At 59.9% G+C, this 19,947-nt stretch carries 25 protein-coding genes; 17 read left to right on the top strand and 8 right to left on the bottom strand.

Going from position 1 to position 19,947, the window contains the following annotated elements; genetic code table 11:
* The first annotated feature begins 59 nt into the window (after positions 1-59).
* The 3 genes from ACN0WV_RS00270 to ACN0WV_RS00260 are packed head-to-tail and all read left to right on the top strand — an operon-like array spanning position 60 to position 2,154.
* Positions 60-1,199, top strand: coding sequence for a bifunctional 2-C-methyl-D-erythritol 4-phosphate cytidylyltransferase/2-C-methyl-D-erythritol 2,4-cyclodiphosphate synthase (locus ACN0WV_RS00270; RefSeq protein WP_084352669.1), 1,140 nt, complete (start codon positions 60-62; stop codon positions 1,197-1,199).
* A complete protein-coding gene (locus ACN0WV_RS00265; protein WP_084352670.1) occupies positions 1,196-1,684 on the top strand; it encodes a phosphatidylglycerophosphatase A family protein in 489 nt (162 codons plus the stop codon). Before ACN0WV_RS00270 ends, ACN0WV_RS00265 begins: the two co-directional genes overlap by 4 nt.
* Positions 1,681-2,154, top strand: coding sequence for a CinA family protein (locus tag ACN0WV_RS00260; protein ID WP_417602878.1), 474 nt, complete (start codon positions 1,681-1,683; stop codon positions 2,152-2,154). The genes ACN0WV_RS00265 and ACN0WV_RS00260 overlap by 4 nt, the downstream gene beginning before the upstream one ends.
* A gap of 109 nt (positions 2,155-2,263) precedes the next feature.
* Here ACN0WV_RS00260 and ACN0WV_RS00255 read toward each other — a convergent pair whose 3' ends face one another.
* Positions 2,264-2,515: a hypothetical protein gene (locus ACN0WV_RS00255; RefSeq protein WP_417602876.1), complete on the bottom strand. Its 252-nt coding sequence runs from the start codon at positions 2,513-2,515 to the stop codon at positions 2,264-2,266.
* A 448-nt stretch (positions 2,516-2,963) separates the two neighbouring features.
* Positions 2,964-3,410 carry a type II toxin-antitoxin system RatA family toxin gene (locus ACN0WV_RS00250; RefSeq protein WP_417602874.1) on the bottom strand — a complete coding sequence of 149 codons (447 nt, stop codon included), beginning with the start codon at positions 3,408-3,410 and terminating at the stop codon, positions 2,964-2,966.
* Positions 3,411-3,481: 71 nt separating this feature from the next.
* Between ACN0WV_RS00250 and hpt the strand changes: the two genes are divergently transcribed.
* The 4 genes from hpt (at position 3,482) to ACN0WV_RS00230 (ending at position 5,784) form a co-directional block, all read left to right on the top strand.
* A complete protein-coding gene (hpt, locus tag ACN0WV_RS00245) occupies positions 3,482-4,030 on the top strand; it encodes a hypoxanthine phosphoribosyltransferase (RefSeq protein WP_084352674.1) in 549 nt (182 codons plus the stop codon).
* Between the two features lies 1 nt (position 4,031).
* Positions 4,032-4,211 (top strand): hypothetical protein, encoded by a 180-nt coding sequence (locus ACN0WV_RS00240; RefSeq protein WP_417602871.1) that lies wholly within the window; start codon positions 4,032-4,034, stop codon positions 4,209-4,211.
* 203 nt (positions 4,212-4,414) lie between these two features.
* Positions 4,415-4,876 carry a c-type cytochrome gene (locus ACN0WV_RS00235; protein WP_417602869.1) on the top strand — a complete coding sequence of 154 codons (462 nt, stop codon included), beginning with the start codon at positions 4,415-4,417 and terminating at the stop codon, positions 4,874-4,876.
* Positions 4,877-4,887: 11 nt separating this feature from the next.
* A complete protein-coding gene (locus tag ACN0WV_RS00230) occupies positions 4,888-5,784 on the top strand; it encodes a c-type cytochrome (RefSeq protein WP_417603807.1) in 897 nt (298 codons plus the stop codon).
* Positions 5,785-5,855: 71 nt separating this feature from the next.
* On the opposite strand, the gene lipA is transcribed toward ACN0WV_RS00230, so the two are convergent.
* The gene (lipA, locus tag ACN0WV_RS00225) at positions 5,856-6,806 is read right to left on the bottom strand and encodes a lipoyl synthase (RefSeq protein WP_417602867.1); all 951 of its coding nucleotides are present in this window, start codon (positions 6,804-6,806) and stop codon (positions 5,856-5,858) included.
* 127 nt (positions 6,807-6,933) lie between these two features.
* Here lipA and ACN0WV_RS00220 point away from each other — a divergent pair, with 127 nt between their 5' ends.
* Together ACN0WV_RS00220 and ACN0WV_RS00215 are read left to right on the top strand one after the other, a co-directional pair.
* Entirely contained in the window at positions 6,934-7,062 is a 129-nt protein-coding gene (locus ACN0WV_RS00220) for a hypothetical protein (RefSeq protein ID WP_417602865.1), read from the top strand.
* A gap of 64 nt (positions 7,063-7,126) precedes the next feature.
* Positions 7,127-7,678 carry a peroxiredoxin gene (locus ACN0WV_RS00215; protein ID WP_417602863.1) on the top strand — a complete coding sequence of 184 codons (552 nt, stop codon included), beginning with the start codon at positions 7,127-7,129 and terminating at the stop codon, positions 7,676-7,678.
* A 67-nt stretch (positions 7,679-7,745) separates the two neighbouring features.
* On the opposite strand, the gene ACN0WV_RS00210 is transcribed toward ACN0WV_RS00215, so the two are convergent.
* Positions 7,746-8,861 (bottom strand): DUF6456 domain-containing protein, encoded by a 1,116-nt coding sequence (locus ACN0WV_RS00210; protein ID WP_417603806.1) that lies wholly within the window; start codon positions 8,859-8,861, stop codon positions 7,746-7,748.
* Between the two features lie 246 nt (positions 8,862-9,107).
* On the opposite strand from ACN0WV_RS00210, the gene ACN0WV_RS00205 reads away from it, so the two are divergent.
* Entirely contained in the window at positions 9,108-9,398 is a 291-nt protein-coding gene (locus ACN0WV_RS00205; protein ID WP_417602861.1) for a DUF6477 family protein, read from the top strand.
* A gap of 6 nt (positions 9,399-9,404) precedes the next feature.
* Here the strand turns inward: ACN0WV_RS00205 and ACN0WV_RS00200 are convergent, their stop codons facing one another.
* Positions 9,405-10,949 (bottom strand): trimethylamine methyltransferase family protein, encoded by a 1,545-nt coding sequence (locus ACN0WV_RS00200; RefSeq protein WP_417602859.1) that lies wholly within the window; start codon positions 10,947-10,949, stop codon positions 9,405-9,407.
* A 281-nt stretch (positions 10,950-11,230) separates the two neighbouring features.
* On the opposite strand from ACN0WV_RS00200, the gene ACN0WV_RS00195 reads away from it, so the two are divergent.
* From ACN0WV_RS00195 to ACN0WV_RS00185, 3 genes are all read left to right on the top strand, one after another.
* Positions 11,231-11,866 (top strand): DUF2270 domain-containing protein, encoded by a 636-nt coding sequence (locus ACN0WV_RS00195; RefSeq protein WP_084352679.1) that lies wholly within the window; start codon positions 11,231-11,233, stop codon positions 11,864-11,866.
* Between the two features lie 81 nt (positions 11,867-11,947).
* Positions 11,948-13,516 carry a glutamine-hydrolyzing GMP synthase gene (gene guaA, locus ACN0WV_RS00190; RefSeq protein WP_417602857.1) on the top strand — a complete coding sequence of 523 codons (1,569 nt, stop codon included), beginning with the start codon at positions 11,948-11,950 and terminating at the stop codon, positions 13,514-13,516.
* Positions 13,517-13,519: 3 nt separating this feature from the next.
* A complete protein-coding gene (locus ACN0WV_RS00185) occupies positions 13,520-14,548 on the top strand; it encodes a glycosyltransferase family 2 protein (protein ID WP_084352681.1) in 1,029 nt (342 codons plus the stop codon).
* A gap of 188 nt (positions 14,549-14,736) precedes the next feature.
* On the opposite strand, the gene ACN0WV_RS00180 is transcribed toward ACN0WV_RS00185, so the two are convergent.
* On the bottom strand, positions 14,737-15,114 hold the full coding sequence (locus ACN0WV_RS00180; protein ID WP_417602855.1) for an acyl-CoA thioesterase: 378 nt from the start codon (positions 15,112-15,114) through the stop codon (positions 14,737-14,739).
* Positions 15,115-15,746: 632 nt separating this feature from the next.
* Between ACN0WV_RS00180 and ACN0WV_RS00175 the strand changes: the two genes are divergently transcribed.
* A complete protein-coding gene (locus ACN0WV_RS00175) occupies positions 15,747-15,953 on the top strand; it encodes a cold-shock protein (RefSeq protein ID WP_084352683.1) in 207 nt (68 codons plus the stop codon).
* A 50-nt stretch (positions 15,954-16,003) separates the two neighbouring features.
* On the opposite strand, the gene ACN0WV_RS00170 is transcribed toward ACN0WV_RS00175, so the two are convergent.
* Positions 16,004-16,480, bottom strand: a complete 477-nt coding sequence (locus ACN0WV_RS00170) for a DUF2938 domain-containing protein (RefSeq protein WP_084352684.1) — start codon at positions 16,478-16,480, stop codon at positions 16,004-16,006.
* Positions 16,481-16,723: 243 nt separating this feature from the next.
* On the opposite strand from ACN0WV_RS00170, the gene ACN0WV_RS00165 reads away from it, so the two are divergent.
* From ACN0WV_RS00165 to ACN0WV_RS00155, 3 genes are all read left to right on the top strand, one after another.
* A complete protein-coding gene (locus tag ACN0WV_RS00165; RefSeq protein WP_084352744.1) occupies positions 16,724-17,281 on the top strand; it encodes a L,D-transpeptidase in 558 nt (185 codons plus the stop codon).
* A gap of 27 nt (positions 17,282-17,308) precedes the next feature.
* Entirely contained in the window at positions 17,309-18,451 is a 1,143-nt protein-coding gene (locus tag ACN0WV_RS00160; protein ID WP_417602852.1) for an NAD(P)/FAD-dependent oxidoreductase, read from the top strand.
* Between the two features lie 466 nt (positions 18,452-18,917).
* A complete protein-coding gene (locus tag ACN0WV_RS00155; protein ID WP_084352686.1) occupies positions 18,918-19,124 on the top strand; it encodes a cold-shock protein in 207 nt (68 codons plus the stop codon).
* A gap of 151 nt (positions 19,125-19,275) precedes the next feature.
* On the opposite strand, the gene ACN0WV_RS00150 is transcribed toward ACN0WV_RS00155, so the two are convergent.
* The gene (locus ACN0WV_RS00150) at positions 19,276-19,947 is read right to left on the bottom strand and encodes an arylesterase (RefSeq protein ID WP_084352687.1); all 672 of its coding nucleotides are present in this window, start codon (positions 19,945-19,947) and stop codon (positions 19,276-19,278) included.

Raw genomic sequence — 19,947 nt, 5'->3', positions numbered from 1 at the left:
ATGATTGCACAGTGCAGGGTCAGAGCCTAGACAGGCGCGACTTGGCAAAGAGGTCCGTCATGCGCACAGCCGCAATCATCGTAGCCGCCGGCCGCGGCGTCCGGGCGGGTGGCCCGCTGCCCAAGCAATGGCAGACCATTGCCGGGCGCAGCGTCGCGGGTTGGACTCTTCGAGCTTTTGAAAATGCCCCCGATATAGATGAGATCGTGCTGGTCGTGCATGAGGACGATATGACCCGCGCCCGCAGCCTGCCCGAGGCGGAGGGCGTGATGCTGGTCGTCGGCGGTGCCGACCGGGCCGCGTCGGTGCGTGCCGGGCTGGAGGCTCTTGCGCCCACGCCTCCGGACCGCGTGCTTATTCACGATGTGGCGCGCCCATGTGTGCGACAAACCCTGATTGCCGAGGTCTGTCGCGCGCTGAAGTCAGCCCCCGGCGCGGCCCCGGCATTGGCGGTCAGCGATGCGCTTTGGACCGGCACAGAGGGCTTCGTCACCGGGGCACAGTCGCGCGACGGACTCTTCCGGGCGCAAACGCCGCAAGGCTTTCACTATGTCGCGATCCGGGACGCCCATGCCGCACGGAAAACGCCCGCCGCCGATGATGTCGAGATTGCCCGCGCCGCCGGATTGCAGGTTGCCATCCTCCCCGGCTCGGACGACAATCTGAAGATCACAACCCCCGGAGATTTCGTCCGGGCCGAAAAACTGTTGGCAGGTCAAATGGATATCAGACTGGGGAACGGGTTCGACGTGCATCGCTTCGGCGCGGGCGATCACGTCACGCTTTGCGGGGTGCAAGTGCCCCATGATCGCGGCCTTCTGGGTCATTCCGATGCCGATGTGGGCATGCATGCAGTCACCGACGCAATTTATGGTGCGCTGGCGATGGGCGATATCGGCCGTCACTTCCCGCCATCGGATGAGCAATGGAAAGGCGCAGACAGTGCCATTTTCCTGCGCCATGCGGTTCATCTTGCGGGCGAACACGGTTTTGCAATCGCGAATGTCGATTGCACGTTGATCTGCGAGCGGCCAAAGATTGGCCCACACGCGCCTACCATGCAGACGGCGATGGCCGATCTCTTGCGGATCGAGGCATCACGCGTTTCGGTCAAGGCCACGACAAGCGAGCAACTTGGCTTTACCGGACGCGAAGAAGGCATTGCCGCCCTTGCAACTGCTACACTGGTGAAAACATGAACCATATGATCGCCACCTTCTTCGGCATCGGCCACATGCGCCCTGCCCCCGGTACATGGGGCTCGCTTGCGGCGCTGCCGGTTGCATGGGCCATCATTCAGCTGACGGGGTTCTGGGGATTGGCTTTGGCCACGGCGTTGGTTTTCTGGGCCGGATACCGCGCGACCGAGGTCGAGACGCGCGGTGCCGCCAATCATGACCCTTCAGAGATCGTGATCGACGAGGTCGCTGGTCAGTGGATCGCCCTGATGCCCGTTGCCTACGGCGCGGGCATGATGGGGGTGGACGTCTTGCGGCTTTGGCCGGGATGGATCGCCGCGTTTGTGCTGTTTCGCCTGTTCGACATCTGGAAGCCCGGCCCCATTGGCTGGGCCGACCGGCGCAACGACGCGATGGGCGTCATGCTGGACGATGTGGTTGCCGGGGTATTCGCTGCAGTCATCACTATCGTGCTGGCAGCCGTGGCGCATGGGTTTCTGATGTGACCCTTGCCGAAAAAATCCTGCAAGAAGCGGTTGCCAAAGGCCTGACAATCACCACCGCCGAAAGCTGTACCGGCGGGATGGTTGCCGCCGCGATCACCGATATCGCCGGATCATCGGCGATATTCGAGCGTGGCTTCGTGACCTATTCCAACCTTGCAAAGCAAGACATGTTGGCTGTGCGGATGCAAACGCTGGAGAGCTTTGGTGCGGTTTCAGAACCCGTGGCGCAGGAAATGGCGCTTGGTGCCCGCAACGCCGCACATGCGGATATAGCGGTCGCCATCTCGGGCATTGCCGGGCCGGGCGGGTCAGAGTTCAAGCCTGAAGGGCGCGTGTGCTTTGCCACTGTGACCGCAACGGATAGCTTTGTCGAAACCATCGAATACGGCGCGCCGGGCCGGAGTGAGGTCCGCGCAGCCGCACGCGATCACGCGCTGTCGCTGATCCTCAACGCCATTCAGGCAGCCTAGGCCGGAACCGTGCTTTGGCGGCGCTGAACGCCCTTGCATGCTTGACCTCCATGACAAGTCAGGCACTACCGACTGACCCGGAGCGGCGCTGCATCTTGCCCGATAAGCGTCAGGTCCATGCTTCGAATCGCTGTTCGGCTTGTGGCTGATCCTGCTGGATCTGGGCATAGCCACGCTCTGCCGCAGCGCTCAGTTCTGATGTGCCGTGATTCGACTGATCCTCTTCAGTGGGGGCGAGAACGATCGTCTTTGGTGCATTGCCCATGGATTCGATCATTGCCTGCTGCTGCGAATCGACCCGCGCCTGCGCGCGTGCCCGGCTGAGTTGTGCCTCATCGGCGGAACGCTCGTCCGGTTGCACAATCTCCAGCCCGGTTGATTGCAGTTCGGACCTGTCTGCCCTCGAACTGATTACGAGGCCGTTGCCCGTTGCCTCGTCGCCATTTGACCCGCCGGGACCGGCGGCGTGGCAGCCTGCCCTGCGTAGCCGTTGGTCGTTCCTGTCCCACCGCCCCTCGTGCTTGTATCCGTGTTATCGCTATCGGAGCTTTCGCTGATGGCGGGTGGTCCGCCGGACTGAGCCGTTTCTTCGGCTGGCGGTGCCGCGCCACCTGGCCCGATGGACGGATTCAGACCCGTTCCCGAGCCAAATAGAATCTGCGTAAGTTGCATCTGCCTCTGTCTCCTGAAATCGTTTCGAACACGTTTATTTTTGCGTCGAAATGAGACGATATCGGGGCAGATAGCCAAGTTCCGCACATCAAGGTTAACAGAACAGGTTGTTGTGACCGCGGCAAACGGAACAGGCGTCAGCCGTACAGTGCCGCGGCGCGTCGCTCAAAGGCGCGGACGATGCGCTGCATCGCTTCGTTGAAAACCACACCGATTATTTTCTGAAGCACCGCGTTCTTGAACTCGAAATCCACATGGAATGTCACGTCGCAGCCGTCTTCAGCATCGGCAAAGGCCCAGTTGGATTTCATATAGCGGAACGGCCCGTCCAGATATTCGGTGTCGATCTTCATGTCGTCGGGATAAAGGACCACACGGCTGCCAAAGCGTTCGCGGAACACCTTGAAGCTAATCACCAGATCGGCCAGCATCTCTTCGGCACCACCGCCGATGTCGTTTCGCGACCGGATGCGCGCCGCGGCACACCATGGCAGAAATTCAGGATAGGACGCCACATCGGCCACCAGATCGTACATCTGTTGGGCGGTATAAGGCAGCCTGCGGGTTTCACTATGGGTCGGCATGTCGCTCCGGTTTGGGTCGTGACAGTGGCGGTGCATGTCGTATTGTGGCGCGGAAAAATCAAGGGGATATCATGCCAGAGCGTCCATATGTCATCGACGAGATGATCTCTGCCAAGGCGATTGCCGCGCGGATCGAGGAATTGGCGGGTGAGATTCGTCACGAATTCGCCGATACCGACAAGCTGGTTGTGGTGGGTCTTTTGCGTGGATCGTTCGTCTTTATCGCCGACCTCGTGCGCGAATTGAACCTGCCCATCGAGGTCGACTTCCTTGAAGCATCCTCTTACGGAAACGCCATGCAATCCAGCCGGGAAGTGCGCATTCTCAAAGACTTGCGCGGTGCTATTGAAGGCCGCGACGTGCTGGTGGTCGAAGACATCGTCGATACCGGGCACACGCTTAACCACGTTTCTGGAATGTTGCGATCCCGAAACCCCGCCAGGTTGCGCACCATCGCGCTTCTGGACAAACCCTCGCGGCGCGAGGTCGATTTCAGGTCCGACTGGATCGGTTTCGAGATCCCGGATGAATTTGTCGTGGGTTACGGAATTGATTTTGCGCAACGCAATCGCAACCTGCCCTTCATTGGCAAGGTTCGTTTTACCGACGCCGAGGGCTGAGATGAACCCGATCTGGCTGCTGCGGTTGACCCGATGGGCGCGCAGACCTCCGGGGCGGCGGCTTCAGATCATCGTGGGCACCGTGCTTGTCGCCGCAATCGTGCTGTGGGGAATCGAGCATTTCTTCGGCTGGCCAGAGGCCCTGACCCCGGAACGCATCCCCCGGCGCATCATGCGTTAAGCGCCGGGCCCCGCGCAGAACGTTCGCGCGACTTTCATCCATTCCGCCCGCCCCGCCGACACGCCCCGCCAACACGCCGAAGGTCACGAATTTGTGCACGCATCAGAGGCGGTTCCATCTCGACCTTTGCAAGAATATTGTTGCGGTCGTGTGAAACTACATTAGCCTCGAACCATAGTTCGCAGTTTCAAGGAGCCCGACATATGAAAAATATCGTTACCGCTACAGTGATTGCAGGCGTTCTTGCGGGATCGGCCGCGCTGGCCCAGAATGACGGATCGGCTCAGGTCAAGGCACGACAGGGTCAGATGCGTGTCATTGCGCTGAACCTGGGTGTCCTGGGTGGCATGGCGCAGGGCAAAATCGACTACGATGCAGAAGCCGCGCAAAACGCCGCTGACTCGCTGGCAGGGGTTGCGATGATCCACCAGCCGACCTTGTGGATTGAAGGCACGTCGAACGCTGATCGCGAGGGCACCAAAGCGCTGCCGGCGATCTGGGAAGACAATGCCGATTTCATGACCAAGTGGGATGCCTATGTCACAGCCGCGAACGACATGCAGTCCGCCGCAGGCACCGGCAAGGATGCGCTTGGCCCGGCGATGGGTGGACTTGGTGATGCCTGCAAGGCCTGCCATGAAAAGTATCAACAGTCCGACGATTAGGATACGATTTGATACGTCGCTTCATTAGGTTTTTGCTGCTGGCCGCGCTTGTCGCGGCCGGTTTCGCGTTCTGGATGACCCGCGCCGTTCCGCTGGACGAAGATGCGCTGGCGGGTGTCGAAGGAGATGTGGAAAACGGCCAACGCGTATTTACGGCGGCAGGCTGCGCCTCTTGTCACGCCGCCCCGGACACCAAGGGCGATGACAAGCTGGTGCTCGCGGGCGGACAGAAATTCCCGTCGGATTTCGGCACGTTCATTGCGCCCAACATCTCGCCCGATCCGACCGAGGGTATCGGCGACTGGACAGCGGCTGAGTTCGCCAGTGCGGTGACGCAAGGCGTTTCGCCCGAGGGCCAGCATTACTACCCCGCCTTCCCTTACGGCGCTTATACCAAGATGAAAAAGCAGGATCTTGCCGATCTCTGGGCCTATATGCAGACCCTGCCCGCCTCGGACACAGCAAGTCAGCCGCATGATGTGGGCTTTCCGTTCAATATACGGCGCGCTTTGGGTGGTTGGAAACTGCTGTTCATGGATGACAATTGGGTGCTGAAAAATGCCCCGTCAGAGCAGGTCACGCGCGGCCGCTATCTGGTCGAGGCGCTGGCCCATTGCGGCGAATGCCACACCCCGCGCAACATGCTGGGTGGGATGGACACATCCCGCTGGTTGGCCGGGGCCCCCAATCCGTCCGGCAAAGGCCGCATTCCCGGAATCGCCCCCGGTGCCTTCAAGTGGACCGAAGGTGAAATCACCTATTACCTTGAAACCGGCTTCACCCCCGATTTCGACAGTGTCGGCGGGCATATGGTGGCCGTGGTCGAGAACATGGCGGAACTGACCGAAGGCGACAGACAGGCAATTGCTGCCTATCTCAAATCCGTGCCCGAGCAACCGTCAGAGTAATCTGGCATCGCAAAACAAAAAACGGCGCCGCGATCATCGCAGGCACCGTTTTTGTTGCAACCGTGCGTAACTCAGGCGCGGTTCAGCTTTGCATTGCGCGCCGTTTGAAGCCGCGCAAAATCATCGCCCGCATGATAGGACGACCGCGTCAGAGGCGTCGCGGACACCATCAGGAAGCCTTTGCCATAGGCGGATTTCTCGTAGGCGGCAAATTCGTCCGGATGCACGAACCGGTCAACCGCGTGGTGTTTCGGTGTTGGTTGCAAATATTGCCCGATAGTCAGAAAATCGATGTCTGCCGCGCGCATGTCGTCCATCACCTGCAAGACGGCCTGACGGTCCTCGCCCAGTCCAACCATGATGCCCGACTTGGTGAACATCGCCGGATCAAGCTCTTTGACCCGTTGCAACAGCCGCAGTGAATGGAAGTACCGCGCACCGGGGCGGACTTCGGGATAAAGGCCCGGTACGGTTTCAAGGTTGTGGTTGAACACATCAGGCTTGGCGGCAACGACCGTTTCCAGAACCGACGGCGCGCATTTCAGGAAGTCCGGCGTCAGGATCTCGATCGTGGTGCCGGGGCTGCGGTGCCGGATGGCACGAATCGTCTGGGCGAAATGCTCTGCCCCGCCATCCGTCAGGTCGTCACGATCAACAGAGGTGATGACAACGTGGTTAAGTCCCAGCTTCTGCACGGCATCCGCGACCTTGCCCGGCTCGAACGCATCAAGCGTATCGGGACGCCCGGTGGCAATATTGCAGAACGTGCAGCCTCGGGTACAAATCTCGCCCATGATCATCATCGTGGCGTGACCTTGCGACCAGCATTCGCCTACATTCGGACATCCGGCCTCTTCACAGACGGTGACAAGCCCATGCTCGCGCATGATCTTCTGAGTGTCGGCATAGCCTTTGCCGCCCGGAGCCTTGACCCGGATCCAGGAAGGCTTCTTCGGCTGGGCATTATCCGGACGATGCGCTTTTTCCGGATGCCGTTCGGCTGGGATATTGAGATCTCGCACGTTTTATTCCCCGCGAAGCTGTTTCGGGCTTCGCTTAGCATATGTATTTGCAGGGGGTAGTACCAGTCCCGCATGGCTGCCATGCAGTCGCGCCTTTGTTTTAACGAGTGCCCCCTGCATTTTTTCGATGGAAATTAAGGAAAAAGCGCTTGCACACCGTTTTGAATGCGTCTTGGGCAAGGCATCTCAACGCTTCTCCGCAGGTCTGACGGCCATGCAATCCCGCTATGCTGCAATTGCAGCATTTCGCGATTGAGGTCGGCCCTCGATCCGCGTTAGTCCTTGTCTGATTCTTTACTTAGACGATCAGGAGAGTTCCGATGAAAGCAGGCCTTCCCCTTCCGCAAGTGACCTTCCGGACACGCATTCGGGATGAGTCGGTTGACGGTCCTAACCCGTTTCGCTGGCAGGACATGACCACTGCCGACTATTTCGCAGGCAAGCGCGTTGTGCTTTTCTCGTTGCCTGGCGCGTTCACGCCGACATGTTCGACCTATCAACTGCCCGGCTTCGAAAACAACGCCGAAACTTTCGCCAATTTCGGCATTGACGAGATTTACTGTCTTTCGGTGAACGACAGTTTCGTGATGAATAAATGGGCCGAAAACCAGGGGTTGAAAACCGTGAAGGTCATCCCGGACGGATCCGGCGAATTCACCCGCAAGATGGGCATGCTTGTCGAAAAGTCCAACCTGGGCTTCGGCATGCGCAGCTGGCGCTATGCCGCGATTGTCAAGGACGGCAAGGTCGAAGCCTGGTTCGAAGAGCCCGGCATATCCGACAATCACGCCGAAGACCCCTATGGTGTGTCCAGCCCGGAAAACCTGCTGGAGTATCTTCAAAAGGAAGCGGCGGGAATCGCTGCCGAATAATCCGCAATACCCGGATAGAAAAACGCCGCTGCTCTGATCGGGGCAGCGGCGTTTGCATGTTTGGCGCTTACCCGATCAGGCCACCCCCTGCCCCCAGCACTTCGTCATAGTGCCGACGCAGCCGTTGCAGCGCTATTCGCAGTACGATCTTGCCGGACCGCGCCGACCAGCCCATCCTCTTTTCGGCCGATTCCATACCTTCCAGATAGCAGCAGCAGCGCAGAACGACATCGCCAAGCCCCGGCCCAAGATCGGACAGGGCGGTCGCGACACGATCCCGCGCCGCAGTCGGGCCATAGCCTCGCAGATCTGCGCCCTCGCCGCCTCCCCGCGCGCCTGCTGTCAAAAAACTGTCCCAGTTCTGTGCGACCCGAGGCCCCATCTGGGCAAGCTCAAAATCCTCGCGCAACCTTTCCCCGGCCGAGACCAGTTTTTCCGACAGGAAGGGCTGCCCGTCATGGTCTCGCCGTCGCGCAAGGGCGGTCAACGGCGATTCCGCCAGTGAATATCGCATGCGCTTGCTGCGGCGGTCCCCTTCGGCCTCTTGCGAAACAGGTGCGCCGTCAAACCCCGCCTGCGCTTCGGCAAACCCCCTCGCCGAATTTTCGCTGGCCGCGATCAACCGGTTCAGCTCTGCCCGCCCCGCAGCCGTGATCTGGTAGCGCGAGATCCGTGCAGGCTCTCTGCACATGATCCAGTCCTTGAGCGCCATCGCCTGAGCGATCCCGCTATCCACAACCGCAGTCCGGGTCGATGTGCCATCGCCGGTGTCGCGGACGACAACGGCCTTGTCCATCTCGGCCGCAACCGCAAGAACCGCCCCGGTTTCACAGAGCCTGCGCAGAATGCGCATGGCTTCGCGCTCCAGCGTCTTGTCGTCGGGCGCCATGTGGGGCTCTGTCGGTAAATTGCTCATGTTTGGACGGTCCTTGTCTGACGAGATGGCCGATTTCGGGATGTGATGCTGGCCAAGCTTTCGCAAGGCGGCATCGACCAACGGGTCGTCGCGCAGCGTCTCGACCTTGCGGACCTGCCGCAGAACCGTCGAGGCATGACACCCTGTTTCCCGAGCCAGCTGTCTGATGCTTATGCCCTCTTCGATATGGTGCAGATAGTTGCGTGCGGCATCAGGAACCCATCCGGGATACCCGCCCGCAGTGCTTGTCTCTACGTTCAACCGCATGACTTTCCTCGCATTGCCGTTACCCGTCTGGATTTCCGTGGCCGGTATCCAGATCATTTGAGTCAAATTTTTCACAACCTATGCGGGTATTTATTTCTGCTTCGTTAACATGGCCATGAATTCACCATCATTGTTTCCAAAGTATAAATGCCGCTGAACCAAGCGTTCGGTGAAGGCGCGCCCTTCGCAACACCCGAAAAACTTGTGTCATGGTTTCCGTGGATTTGGAGAAAAGGACCCGACGCCATGCAAGACATTCTCAGCCTTCTGCACGCGCTCAAACGCCCTCGCTTGTTGATCCGGGCAGCGCGAATCGGTGCGCAGGATTACCAACGCACCGCGCATCTTCCACGACTTCTGGGGTATGGCGCGCTGCCGCGCACCGGGCCTGCCCTCATGCGTCTGATGGAGATAGAGGCAGAGCTGAACGCCCGCCGCGAGGCAAGCGATGCAGGCTATTCCATCGCCCGCCATGTCGAATTACTGGTGGCGATGATGGGCGAGGCCCGCGTGCTGCGCAGCGCGGGCCAGACCTGAGGAAACTTACATGAAGGCGTCCGGCATCGACGCCTTCTTTTCGACGACATAGGCGTTCAGCGCCTCGTTGATCGCGGGGTCAAGCGCGGGCTGCTGATAATCGTTCAGCAGCTTTTCGACCCGCAAGGCGGCCAGCGCTTCGGAATCGCGTGCGCCTTCTTCGTCCCATGTCTCGAACGGTTTGTAATCGAAGGTCTCGGACCGCCAGAAGGCGGTCTTGAAATGCGCCTGCGTATGCGCGCAACCAAGGTAATGTCCGCCCGGCCCGACCTCGCGGATCGCATCCAGCGCCTGCGCTTCCTCGTCAACATTGACGCCCTGCGCGAACTTGTGCAGCGCGCCCAGCTGATCGGCATCCATCACGAATTTCTCGAAGCTCGACACCAATCCACCTTCGAGCCAGCCGCAGGCATGCAGCATGAAGTTCACGCCCGACAGAAGCCCCATGTTCAGGCTGTTCGCCGTCTCGTATGCGGCCTGCGCATCGGGCAGTTTCGATCCGCAGAACGATCCGGCAGACCGGAATGGCAGCCCCAGTCGCCGCGCAAGCTGACCGGCACCATAGGTGATGTGGCTGGCCTCGGGTGTGCCGAATGTGGGCGCGCCCGAATTCATGTCAATCGACGTCACGAAAGCGCCGAAAATCACCGGCGCGCCTTTGCGGACCAGCTGCGAATAGGCGATGCCCGCCAGCACTTCGGCCAGCACTTGCGTCAGCGTGCCCGTCACCGACACCGGCGCCATCGCGCCGCCCACGATGAAGGGAGAGATGATCGCCGCCTGATTGTTGCGCGCATAAACCTCCAGCGCGCCCATCATCACATCGTCGAAAGTCAACGGCGAGTTGATGTTGATGAGCGAGGTCATCACAGTGTTTTGCTGCACGAACTCCTTGCCGAACAGAATTTCGCACATGTCCACCGAATCCTGCGCGCGGCTGGGTTCGGTGACGGACCCCATGAAGGGCTTGTCCGACAGGGTCATGTGGGCTTGCAGCATGTCCAGATGGCGTTTGTTGACCGGAATGTCCGTCGGTTCGCAAACAGTGCCACCGGAATGGTGCAGCCATTTCGACATGTAGCCCAGCTTCACGAACTTGCGGAAATCCTCCATCGTGGCGTAACGGCGGCCACCGGCAACATCGCGCACGAAGGGCGGGCCGTAAACCGGTGCCAGCACCAGCGACTTGCCCCCGATCTCGACATTGCGCTCCGGGTTGCGGGCGTGCTGGGTGTAGCTTTTCGGCGCGGTGCTGCAAAGCTGCCGGGCAAGGCCACGCGGAATGCGCACACGTTCGCCATCAATATCGGCCCCCGCCTCGCGCCAAAGCTCCAGCGCTGCGGGGTTGTTGACGAAGTTGACCCCGATTTCTTCCAGCACTGTTTCGGCGTTATGCTCGATGATCTCCAGGGCTTCGGTGGTCAGAACCTCGAAATTCGGGATGTTCCGCTCGATATAGCGGGCGGTTTCGACGCTGACTGCAGTGCGTTCTGCCCTGCGCGCGGCACCGCCACCGCCCCGTGCGCGCCTGCGACCTGCTGCTTCAACCATATCCCGCCCTCGCAAATTGCCGTTCCGGCCCATCATGGACCCACCTGTCCAAGCGTCTTACCGCGCAGACTCAGAAGTGTTTTTCCGGTTTCCGGCAGTTGTGGGGCGAAAACGACATCCATCCCCTTTCCTGACACAACCCCAAGCTTCGCCCGGTTTTCTTTGACCTCGCGACAGGCAGGTTGCATCATGCCTGAAAAAGCGGCGGAACGCCTTGAAATCAGGAGGGTGCAGCAATTTCGGAACCGGCGCAGGAACGCAAAACCCTGACATCGTCAGAAATCACCGCGGTCGCACATCTTTATCGTGGCGAGGTGTATCGCAGCACGATCTGGCGCACCCGGCTGGACACCACGACCAACTGGGCCGTCGTCACGTTGGGCGTTGCGCTGTCAATCTCTTACGCCGCGCCCGAAGCATCGCCGCTGCCGCTTGTTCTGGTCGGTGTTCTGATCATCCTGTTCCTGATGCTGGAGGCCCGGCGCTATCGCTATTTCAACGTCTGGCGCGCCCGCGCCCGCTGGATGGAGGTGCATTTTTACGCGCCCATGCTGGCCGATGGCGACCTGCATCTTGAAGAAGACTGGCAGAAGGTACTGGCAAATGATTATCTGCGCCCACGCTACCATGTCTCGTCTATGGTGGCTGTCGGTCGACGGATCCGGCGCAACTATCTGTGGATCCTGTTGATCCAGGCGCTGGCCTATACGGGCAAACTCGTGGTGCACCCAACGCCAGCACAATCCGTGTCACAGGTCATTCAACGCGCCGATGTCGGTCCATTACCCGGCGAAGTGGTGATCGCGATCGGCGTTGTCTATGTCATCTCCTGGGCCGCCATCGCGATTTGGAGCGCCCGGCTGGACAGTCGTCGGGGCGCGATCCGCGGCACCGAACAAGCCAGTTCCATGGGTTAAGCGCGCCGTTCTGAACGCAATCACACGATCCGCGATCCACGCTCTTGCCTCGCTTGCGCCAAAGGGCTACGAGCTTGGCGCATGAGCCAGATATCGCATGACCGCCTCCTTATCATCGACTTTGGATCCCAGGTAACGCAGCTGATTGCGCGCCGCCTGCGAGAGCTGAATGTCTATTGCGAAATCCACCCCTATCAGAATGTCACCGATGCCTTTCTGCGCGACTTTGCGCCCAAGGCCGTGATTTTCTCGGGCGGGCCGGATTCGGTCACCCGCGAAGGCAGCCCGCGCCCGCCCAAATCGGTCTATGACCTTGGCGTGCCGATCCTTGGCATTTGCTACGGCCAGCAGGTCATGATGCAGGATCTTGGCGGTCGCGTTATCGGCGGCGAAGGCACCAGTGAATTCGGCCGCGCCTATGTCACGCCGGAACCGGACCGGATCGACCTGTTGCAAGGCTGGTTCATGGACGGATCGGGCCGCGAACAAGTCTGGATGAGCCATGGCGATCACGTCGCCGATCTTGCCCCCGGCTTTCAGGTCTACGCCACCTCGCCCGGCGCGCCCTATGCGATCACCGCCGATCTGGACCGCCGGTTTTATGCCGCGCAGTTCCACCCCGAGGTGCATCACACGCCCAACGGCAAGACGCTTTACGAGAATTTCGTCAAGGACGCTGGCTTTACCGGCGACTGGACAATGGGTGCCTATCGCGAGGAAGCGATCCGCAAGATCCAGCAGCAGGTAGGCGATGCGAAAGTCATCTGCGCGCTGTCCGGCGGCGTTGACAGTTCGGTGGCCGCCGTTCTGCTTCACGAAGCAATCGGCGATCAGCTTACCTGCGTCTTTGTCGATCACGGGCTATTGCGGATGAACGAGGCGACCGAGGTCGTCAACATGTTCCGTGAACATTACAATCTGCCGCTGATCCATGCCGATGAAAGCGAATTGTTCCTTGGCAAGCTGGATGGCGTGTCCGACCCGGAAACCAAGCGCAAGATCATCGGCGGGCTTTTCATCGACGTATTCCAGAAATACGCCGATGGGATCGAGGGCGCAGAGTTCCTGGCCCAAGGCACGCTGTATCCTGACGTCATCGAATCGGTATCGTTCAGCGGTGGCCCTTCGGTCACCATCAAGAGCCACCACAATGTCGGCGGCCTGCCTGAAAAGATGGGTCTGAAGCTGGTCGAGCCGCTGCGCGAGTTGTTCAAGGACGAGGTGCGCGCGTTGGGCCACGAGCTTGGCCTGCCAGCCAGCTTCATCGGCCGCCACCCCTTTCCCGGCCCCGGCCTGGCAATCCGCTGCCCCGGAGAGATCACCCGCGAAAAGCTGGAGATCCTGCGCAAGGCCGATGCGGTCTATATCGACCAGATCCGCAAACACGGTCTGTATGACGAGATCTGGCAAGCCTTCGTCGCCATTCTGCCCGTCCGCACCGTCGGCGTAATGGGCGACGGGCGGACCTATGACTTCGCCTGCGCGCTGCGTGCCGTGAACTCTGTCGATGGGATGACCGCCGATTATTATCCGTTCACCCATGAATTTCTGGGCGAGACGGCGACACGGATCATCAACGAGGTCAAAGGCATCAACCGCGTCACCTATGACGTGACCTCGAAACCTCCGGGCACGATCGAGTGGGAATGAACCATGTATGCGCCGCTTCCCGACGATGTGCGGATCGCTGGCAGGTCGCTGGTTGATCGGGACGGGCTGACGCTGATCGCGGTTTTCCGGAACGAAAGCTACCTGCTTCCTGCCTTTCTGGATCACTACCGTGGGCTGGGCGTGTCCAGATTCGTGCTGCTTGATGATCGGTCGGATGACACCAGCCGCGATCTGCTTGACGATCAACCCGATGTCATGGTGCTGGAAAGCACGCGGCGCTACGGCGACAGCGTGGCCGACACCGAACGCCCGCCAACGGTGCGCAGCGTGTCAGGCTATCGCCAGATTCACCTGTGGCGCACCGCGCTGGCGAACTGGCTTTGCGACGGCAGGTGGATGATCCAATGCGACATTGACGAGTTTGCATCGCTGCCCTCGGGAGCGACGCTGGATGGCCTTGCCAATCGGTTAGAGCGGGACGGCGCGGCGGGCGCATGGGGCGGCATGATCGACCTCTACCCCGCCCATTTCGACGACCTCGCACAGGACACGCCTGCCGCCGATGACCCGCGCAACGGGCGGTGGTATTTCGACGGCGTGCGGCATTTTTCGTTGCGGCGCAACGGGCCGCCACGGCACCACTATGCGGGCGCACGGTCCAGGCTCAACCGCGCCTACCTGCCAAACGCTCGTCAGTTTTCTGCGTTCGAGATCTGGAAACTACGCGCTCTGGGGGCGCGCAAATCGCCCGCCGGGCGGTTCGTAAAGCCGCTCCTGCAAAAGTGGCGGCGCGGCGCGTGGTATCTTTCATCGCATGAAACGACGCTCCGCCTCAGCCATAGGGTTCTGATACCGCTGCTTCACTACCGCTACACTCCCGCGCTGCAAGCCAAAGTCCTATGGGCCATGCAAAGTGGCGGCTATTCCAAGAACAACTCGGATTATTTCACGATCGACCGGCTGCTCAGCGCGATGAACGAAGCCAAAGGCAGCTTTCTGGGCGATGTCTCGAAAGAATACACTGGCCACACAGATCTCGTCGCGACCAGAAATGCTCGCGGACTGACATGACCTGTGGCCGGGCAGCTTTCCGCCATCTCCCCTGGGTGTTCCGTCCAGACAAGGATTGGTTGCAGCCATAACCTCGGATTTCGTTCCAATTGGTGGCACATCTGAAGGCTGACAATGATTTCCTACGCGTCGGCGCCTATGATCCGGCTTTCAATGCACCTTCCCGTCGAAAACGCGGGAAAACCACCCTAGCCCGGCACCTCCCTAGGCTTGCCCTCATCATCAATCGTCACAAAGGTAAAGATCGCCTCGGTCACCTTTTCGCGACCCGTGGCGAGGCCCCGGCGGACCCAGGCCTCGACGTCTATGGCCATGGATGTGCGTCCGACGCGCTTGATCTCGCAATAGACGCACAGCACGTCCCCCACCTTGACCGGGCGGAGGAACTTCATCGCGTCCACGGCCACAGTGGCGACACGTCCCTCGGCGCGCTCGCCCGCGACGATGCCCGCCGCGATGTCCATCTGGCTCAGCACCCAGCCACCAAAAATATCGCCCGAGACATTTGTATCCGCGGGCATTGCCAGTGTGCGCAAGGTGACGTCGCTGTGGTGGGGCTTGTTCATCGCAGTCTCCTTGGTTGCGACCACCATATCACTGCGCGGCCCCACGCCAACCCTGCATGGGACGGAGATTTCCCCGCCGGTGCAAAACGGCCTTGCCGTCAGAGGCAAAACCCGGTCCGGAATACCTGACTGTGGCACAGCCCCGCGATCAGGCATGATGGGGTCAGGAGGAAAGATCCCATGACAACCAAGCATGACCAACCCGCCCCCGACACATCCAGGCAACCCCAAAATGCGCCGCAGCCGCCGAAACCTTTCCGTTTCACTGACTGGGCGGCGATCTGACCCGCCCCGCGCGAAGCCGCCTGTGCAGCCGGTCTTTGCGCCCCCTTAATGACCCACCGCGCGGTGGAATCCACACTTGCGCAACCCTGATAAAGTGGCTCCCATTCGGTCAGGACCTACATGCGGAACAATTTAACTAATTGATAACAAACAAGGTTTCGCCACGAAACCATTTGACACAAACTCCGTCCTTGCCACGAATCACAAAGCCTGCCATACGCTGCCTCGCTACGTTATTCTCTATCGCTCTACTGTCTCCCTTACACGGCGCTCAGTTCCTCGATCAAGACCGACCGCGCCGGGCTGCCGCAATAAAGTGGGCAGCAAATGATTAGGAGACCACGGATATGGCTACTGGCACCGTGAAATGGTTCAACACCACAAAAGGCTTCGGCTTCATCGCACCTGACGCAGGCGGCAAGGACGTTTTCGTCCATATCTCCGCTGTTGAGCGTTCGGGCCTAACCGGCCTGGCCGACAACCAGAAAGTTGAGTACGAGCTGGAATCCGGCCGTGACGGCCGCGAAAGCGCGTCGAATATCGAGCTGGTCTAAGACCGCTTGCGGGGTGGGCCACCGGCCCATCCCAACCCTCACCGCGTCAGCTATGACAGCAAGATCGCCGTGAGATACATTCCCAAACCAAACACCGTATGGGCGATCAGCCCCATGATCCGCACCTTCCAGGGCGTGTCTGTTCGCGACGCCGCCCAGCCCAGCCCCATTCCGGGCTGTAGCAGAAACCACCCCGCCGCAATCGTGATCAGCGCAAAGATCCACACCGGCAGGAATGTCGGCGCGGCCACCCAGGCGGTCCCGACGATCAGCACGAACATCACCCCGTAGAGCACACCCACGCCGTAATGCACCCCCCATCCGAGCGCTGTTTCGGACGCGACCGGCGCGGCCTCTGCAATGCTGTCGTGAAAGAGTTTGCCGCGCAGGGTGTGGCCTGACCACCGACCGACATTCGCCCAGTTGGGCTTTGGTTGCCCGGCGAAGCGGTTCAGCACCTCCGCCCATATATCCATTGCGACAGTGCCGCCCAATCCCATCAAAGCCCCTGTTGCTATCAATTCCATGACTGCCCTCTTCCCTATCCGCCAGATCGAGATGCCCCAGGATTGGCGGCAGTACAATACGCGTCATCGTCGACCCGGCTCCCAGACATTCAGACACGAGGGCCCAACCCTGCTTTCGCGGTGCAAGCCGGCAACATTGACGGGTAACAATTCCATGAATTACCGGAACATTTCCCCCTTCACGTTGCTTTTTCCCTCAATAATGCGAAAATACGCTGTCCAGATGAGAGTATGAGCACGACCATGATTTCCAGAAGAACACTTCTCGCGACGGGTGCTGCCGCCCTCGCCACCCCGGCGCTGGCGCAACAGAACTTCCAACTTGACCCGATTTACCTTCCACAAGCCGTGCGCATCAAACAGACGCTGCAACCGCAACAGATCCTGATCGTCCCGCGCGCCCATTTCCTGTACTATGTCACAGAGCCGGGCCGCGCCCTGCGTTACGGTGTCGGCGTTGGCAAGGCGGGGCTGGAATTTACCGGCACTGCGTCGATCGACGTCAAGAAGGAATGGCCGACCTGGCGCCCGACAAACGAGATGATCGAGCGTGAACCCAAGACCTACGCCAAGTTCAAGGACAATGATTACGTCCAGCCCGGCGGTCCGGGAAACCCGCTTGGCGCGCGTGCGCTTTATCTTTTCCAGAATGGCCGGGACACCTATTTCCGCATTCATGGCACCACCTCGCCGCGGTCCATCGGACGGTCGGTCTCGAATGGCTGTATCCGAATGATCAACGAGCATGTCATCGATCTGTATCAGCGCGTTCCCGTCGGCACCAAGGTGACGGTCCTTTAGGCTCGGTGCACGGCTGCGGCCAGTCACATGCATGATGTTATCGTCATCGGCGGCGGGCCAGCCGGGGCTTGCGCCGCCGTGACGGCAGCGCGCGCAGGCCTGCGCACGGCGCTTGTGGACAAGGCCCGATTTCCGCGTGACAAGCTTTGCGGAGGCGGCTTTACCGGCCGCAGCCTAAGCTATTTTCAACAGATTTTCGACGCCCCCCGTCCCGACGCACCGATGCTTTGTCGCAACGAAATGGCGTTTTACGCGTTTGGTCAGCACCTCGGAACGTATCAAGACTGTCCGCCCCTGTATCTTGCCATGCGCCGCTCGCTGGACGCAGAGCTGTGCGCAAGGGCAATCGCGGCCGGAGCCGAGGATTTCACCGGCAGAGCCATGCAATCGCTGACGCCGGATGGCGCGGTCACGTTGGTCGACGGCACGTTGCTGAAAGCGCCGGTTGTGATTGGGGCTGATGGCGTCAATAGCCCGACAGCCCGGTCTCTGTTCGGCACAGCCTTCAATCGCCATGACATCGGTTTTGCGCTGGAGGTCGAATGCGAGACCTCGCCCGACACATTGCCGGTACGAATCGATTTCGGCGCAGCCGATTGGGGATATGGCTGGGCCTTTCCCAAACAACATGGCGTGACCGTAGGCGTGGGGGGCCTGTTACGCAGGAATCCCGACCTCAAATCCTTGCTTGAGCGCTATTTGGTGGCAACGGGACTTGAGAGTCACAGCACCGTAAAAGGACAATTCCTGCCCTTTGGTCACGCCCGCAAACAGCCCGGAAAAGGCCGGGTTCTGCTGGCTGGTGACGCGGCTGGGCTGGTCGATCCAATCACCGGGGAAGGCATTGCATATGCGATGAAAAGCGGGCAAATGGCGGCTCTGGCCGGTATTCAATCGCTTGCCAAAGGGACGCCAGAGACGGCTTTGACGCAGTATCGGCAAGATTTGCGCGCCATCACGAAAGCTATTGGACAGGCACGTTTTCTGCGCCAGTTGATGTTTCGCCCGATTTTTCGCCGGGTCTTTATAAATAGTTTCGTGCGTTCCACTCACTTGCGCCACGAATATCTGCGCCTATTGGCCGGAGAGACCGAATATTCAGGACTCAGCCGGTCAATTTCACGTCGTCTGCCGATGTATTTTTGGCGCACTATCGCCAACACACGCTAAAGGCGAACTTTTGTCTTACTTCTGCCCTATTTTCAGGTAATAAGATTTTCAGGGAAGGAAACGTTCCTGATTCTTATAGGAGAAAGTGTTGGCAATCGTCGCGCTTATACTTGGTAGTCTTGCCGGTTTCATCACCGCCTGCACTGGATGGGCATTCTTCGAGTGGTCACTTTCCTATGCGTTTCTGGTCTATCTGATTGGTAGCATCTTGTCTCTCGGGATTTGCGTGGCCGCGATATTGCTGTCCCCGGGCTCCAAGCGATAGGCACAAGTTTGCCCCCGGCTTTTTCGGCCATCGAGTTTGCGTAAAACTTCTTGAAAACCGCCGAAAGATGAGGAAAAGATAGTGTCGCGACGTTACCACTATCGACCCACTGTTGCTGTTAAATGGCTCAGTTCTCGATTCTGCACTGACTAGCCAAACTGCCGCAGTTCCGCGGGCAGGACTTTGACAGGAGATACGACGATGGCAACTGGCACCGTCAAATGGTTCAACACTACCAAAGGTTACGGTTTCATTGCGCCCGATGGCGGCAGCAAGGACGTTTTTGTTCACATTTCCGCGGTCGAGCGGTCCGGTCTGACCGGCCTTGCAGACAACCAGAAGGTGACTTTTGATATTGAACCTGGCCGTGACGGTCGTGAATCGGCTGTGAATATCTCACTGGCATAACCCGCCTCTAGATGGCCGAAAGATGCGCCCCGGACGGCCCCGCCGCCCGGGATTCTTGTTTCAGCGGCAAAGAGTTTCCCGGATCTTCTGGTGTCGCAGGGGCGTCCGCCGCGCCTGCCTTGGCGTTACGACAGAGCCACGACCTAGGCGTCTAGTTTTCGGTGCGCTCAAGCAGTTGTTCAACCGCTGGCCCGATCTCGTTGACGATGTGCCCGACCCCTTTCGCATTGGGATGTATGCCGTCGGGCTGCATGAAGGCGCTGTTATTCGACGCCGTGGCCCCGGCCTGCCGCAACCCTTCGAAGAAATCCGGAAAATAAAGCGTGTCATACTGTTTCGACAGGTCCGGATACATCGCGTCAAAGGCGGTTTTATACTCGGCCCCAAAGTTGCCGGGCGCGTATAGCCCGACCAACAGCACCTCCACCCCTTGCGCTTTGGCGACGTCCAGGATGCCCTTGATATTGGCGCGCGCCGCCTCTGGCGGCAGTCCGCGCAGCAGGTCATTGCCGCCAAGCGCCACGATCATGCCGTCCACTTCGGGCGTCAGCGACCACTTGACCCGCGACAGCCCCCCTGCGGTCGTGTCGCCGGAAACGCCCGCATTGATCACTTCGACGTCATGGCCGCGCGCGGCCAGCCATTTGCGCAGTTGCGGCACGAATCCGTCGCCCTGCGATAGTCCGTAGCCCTGCGTCAGGCTGTCCCCAAGCGCCAGAATTTGCGTCTCGGCCGCCTGTGCAACGGTCGCAAAGGTGAACCAGACCGCGACCGCGACCTTGCTCACCGCCCTCAAGAGACCATATTGAGCCTGTACCTGCAT

It is taken from the genome of Primorskyibacter flagellatus, from assembly GCF_048268605.1.
GTDB lineage: Bacteria > Pseudomonadota > Alphaproteobacteria > Rhodobacterales > Rhodobacteraceae > Primorskyibacter > Primorskyibacter flagellatus.
Note: the sequence above shows the minus strand (reverse complement) of the source record. Positions and strands in the feature narration are given on the sequence as shown.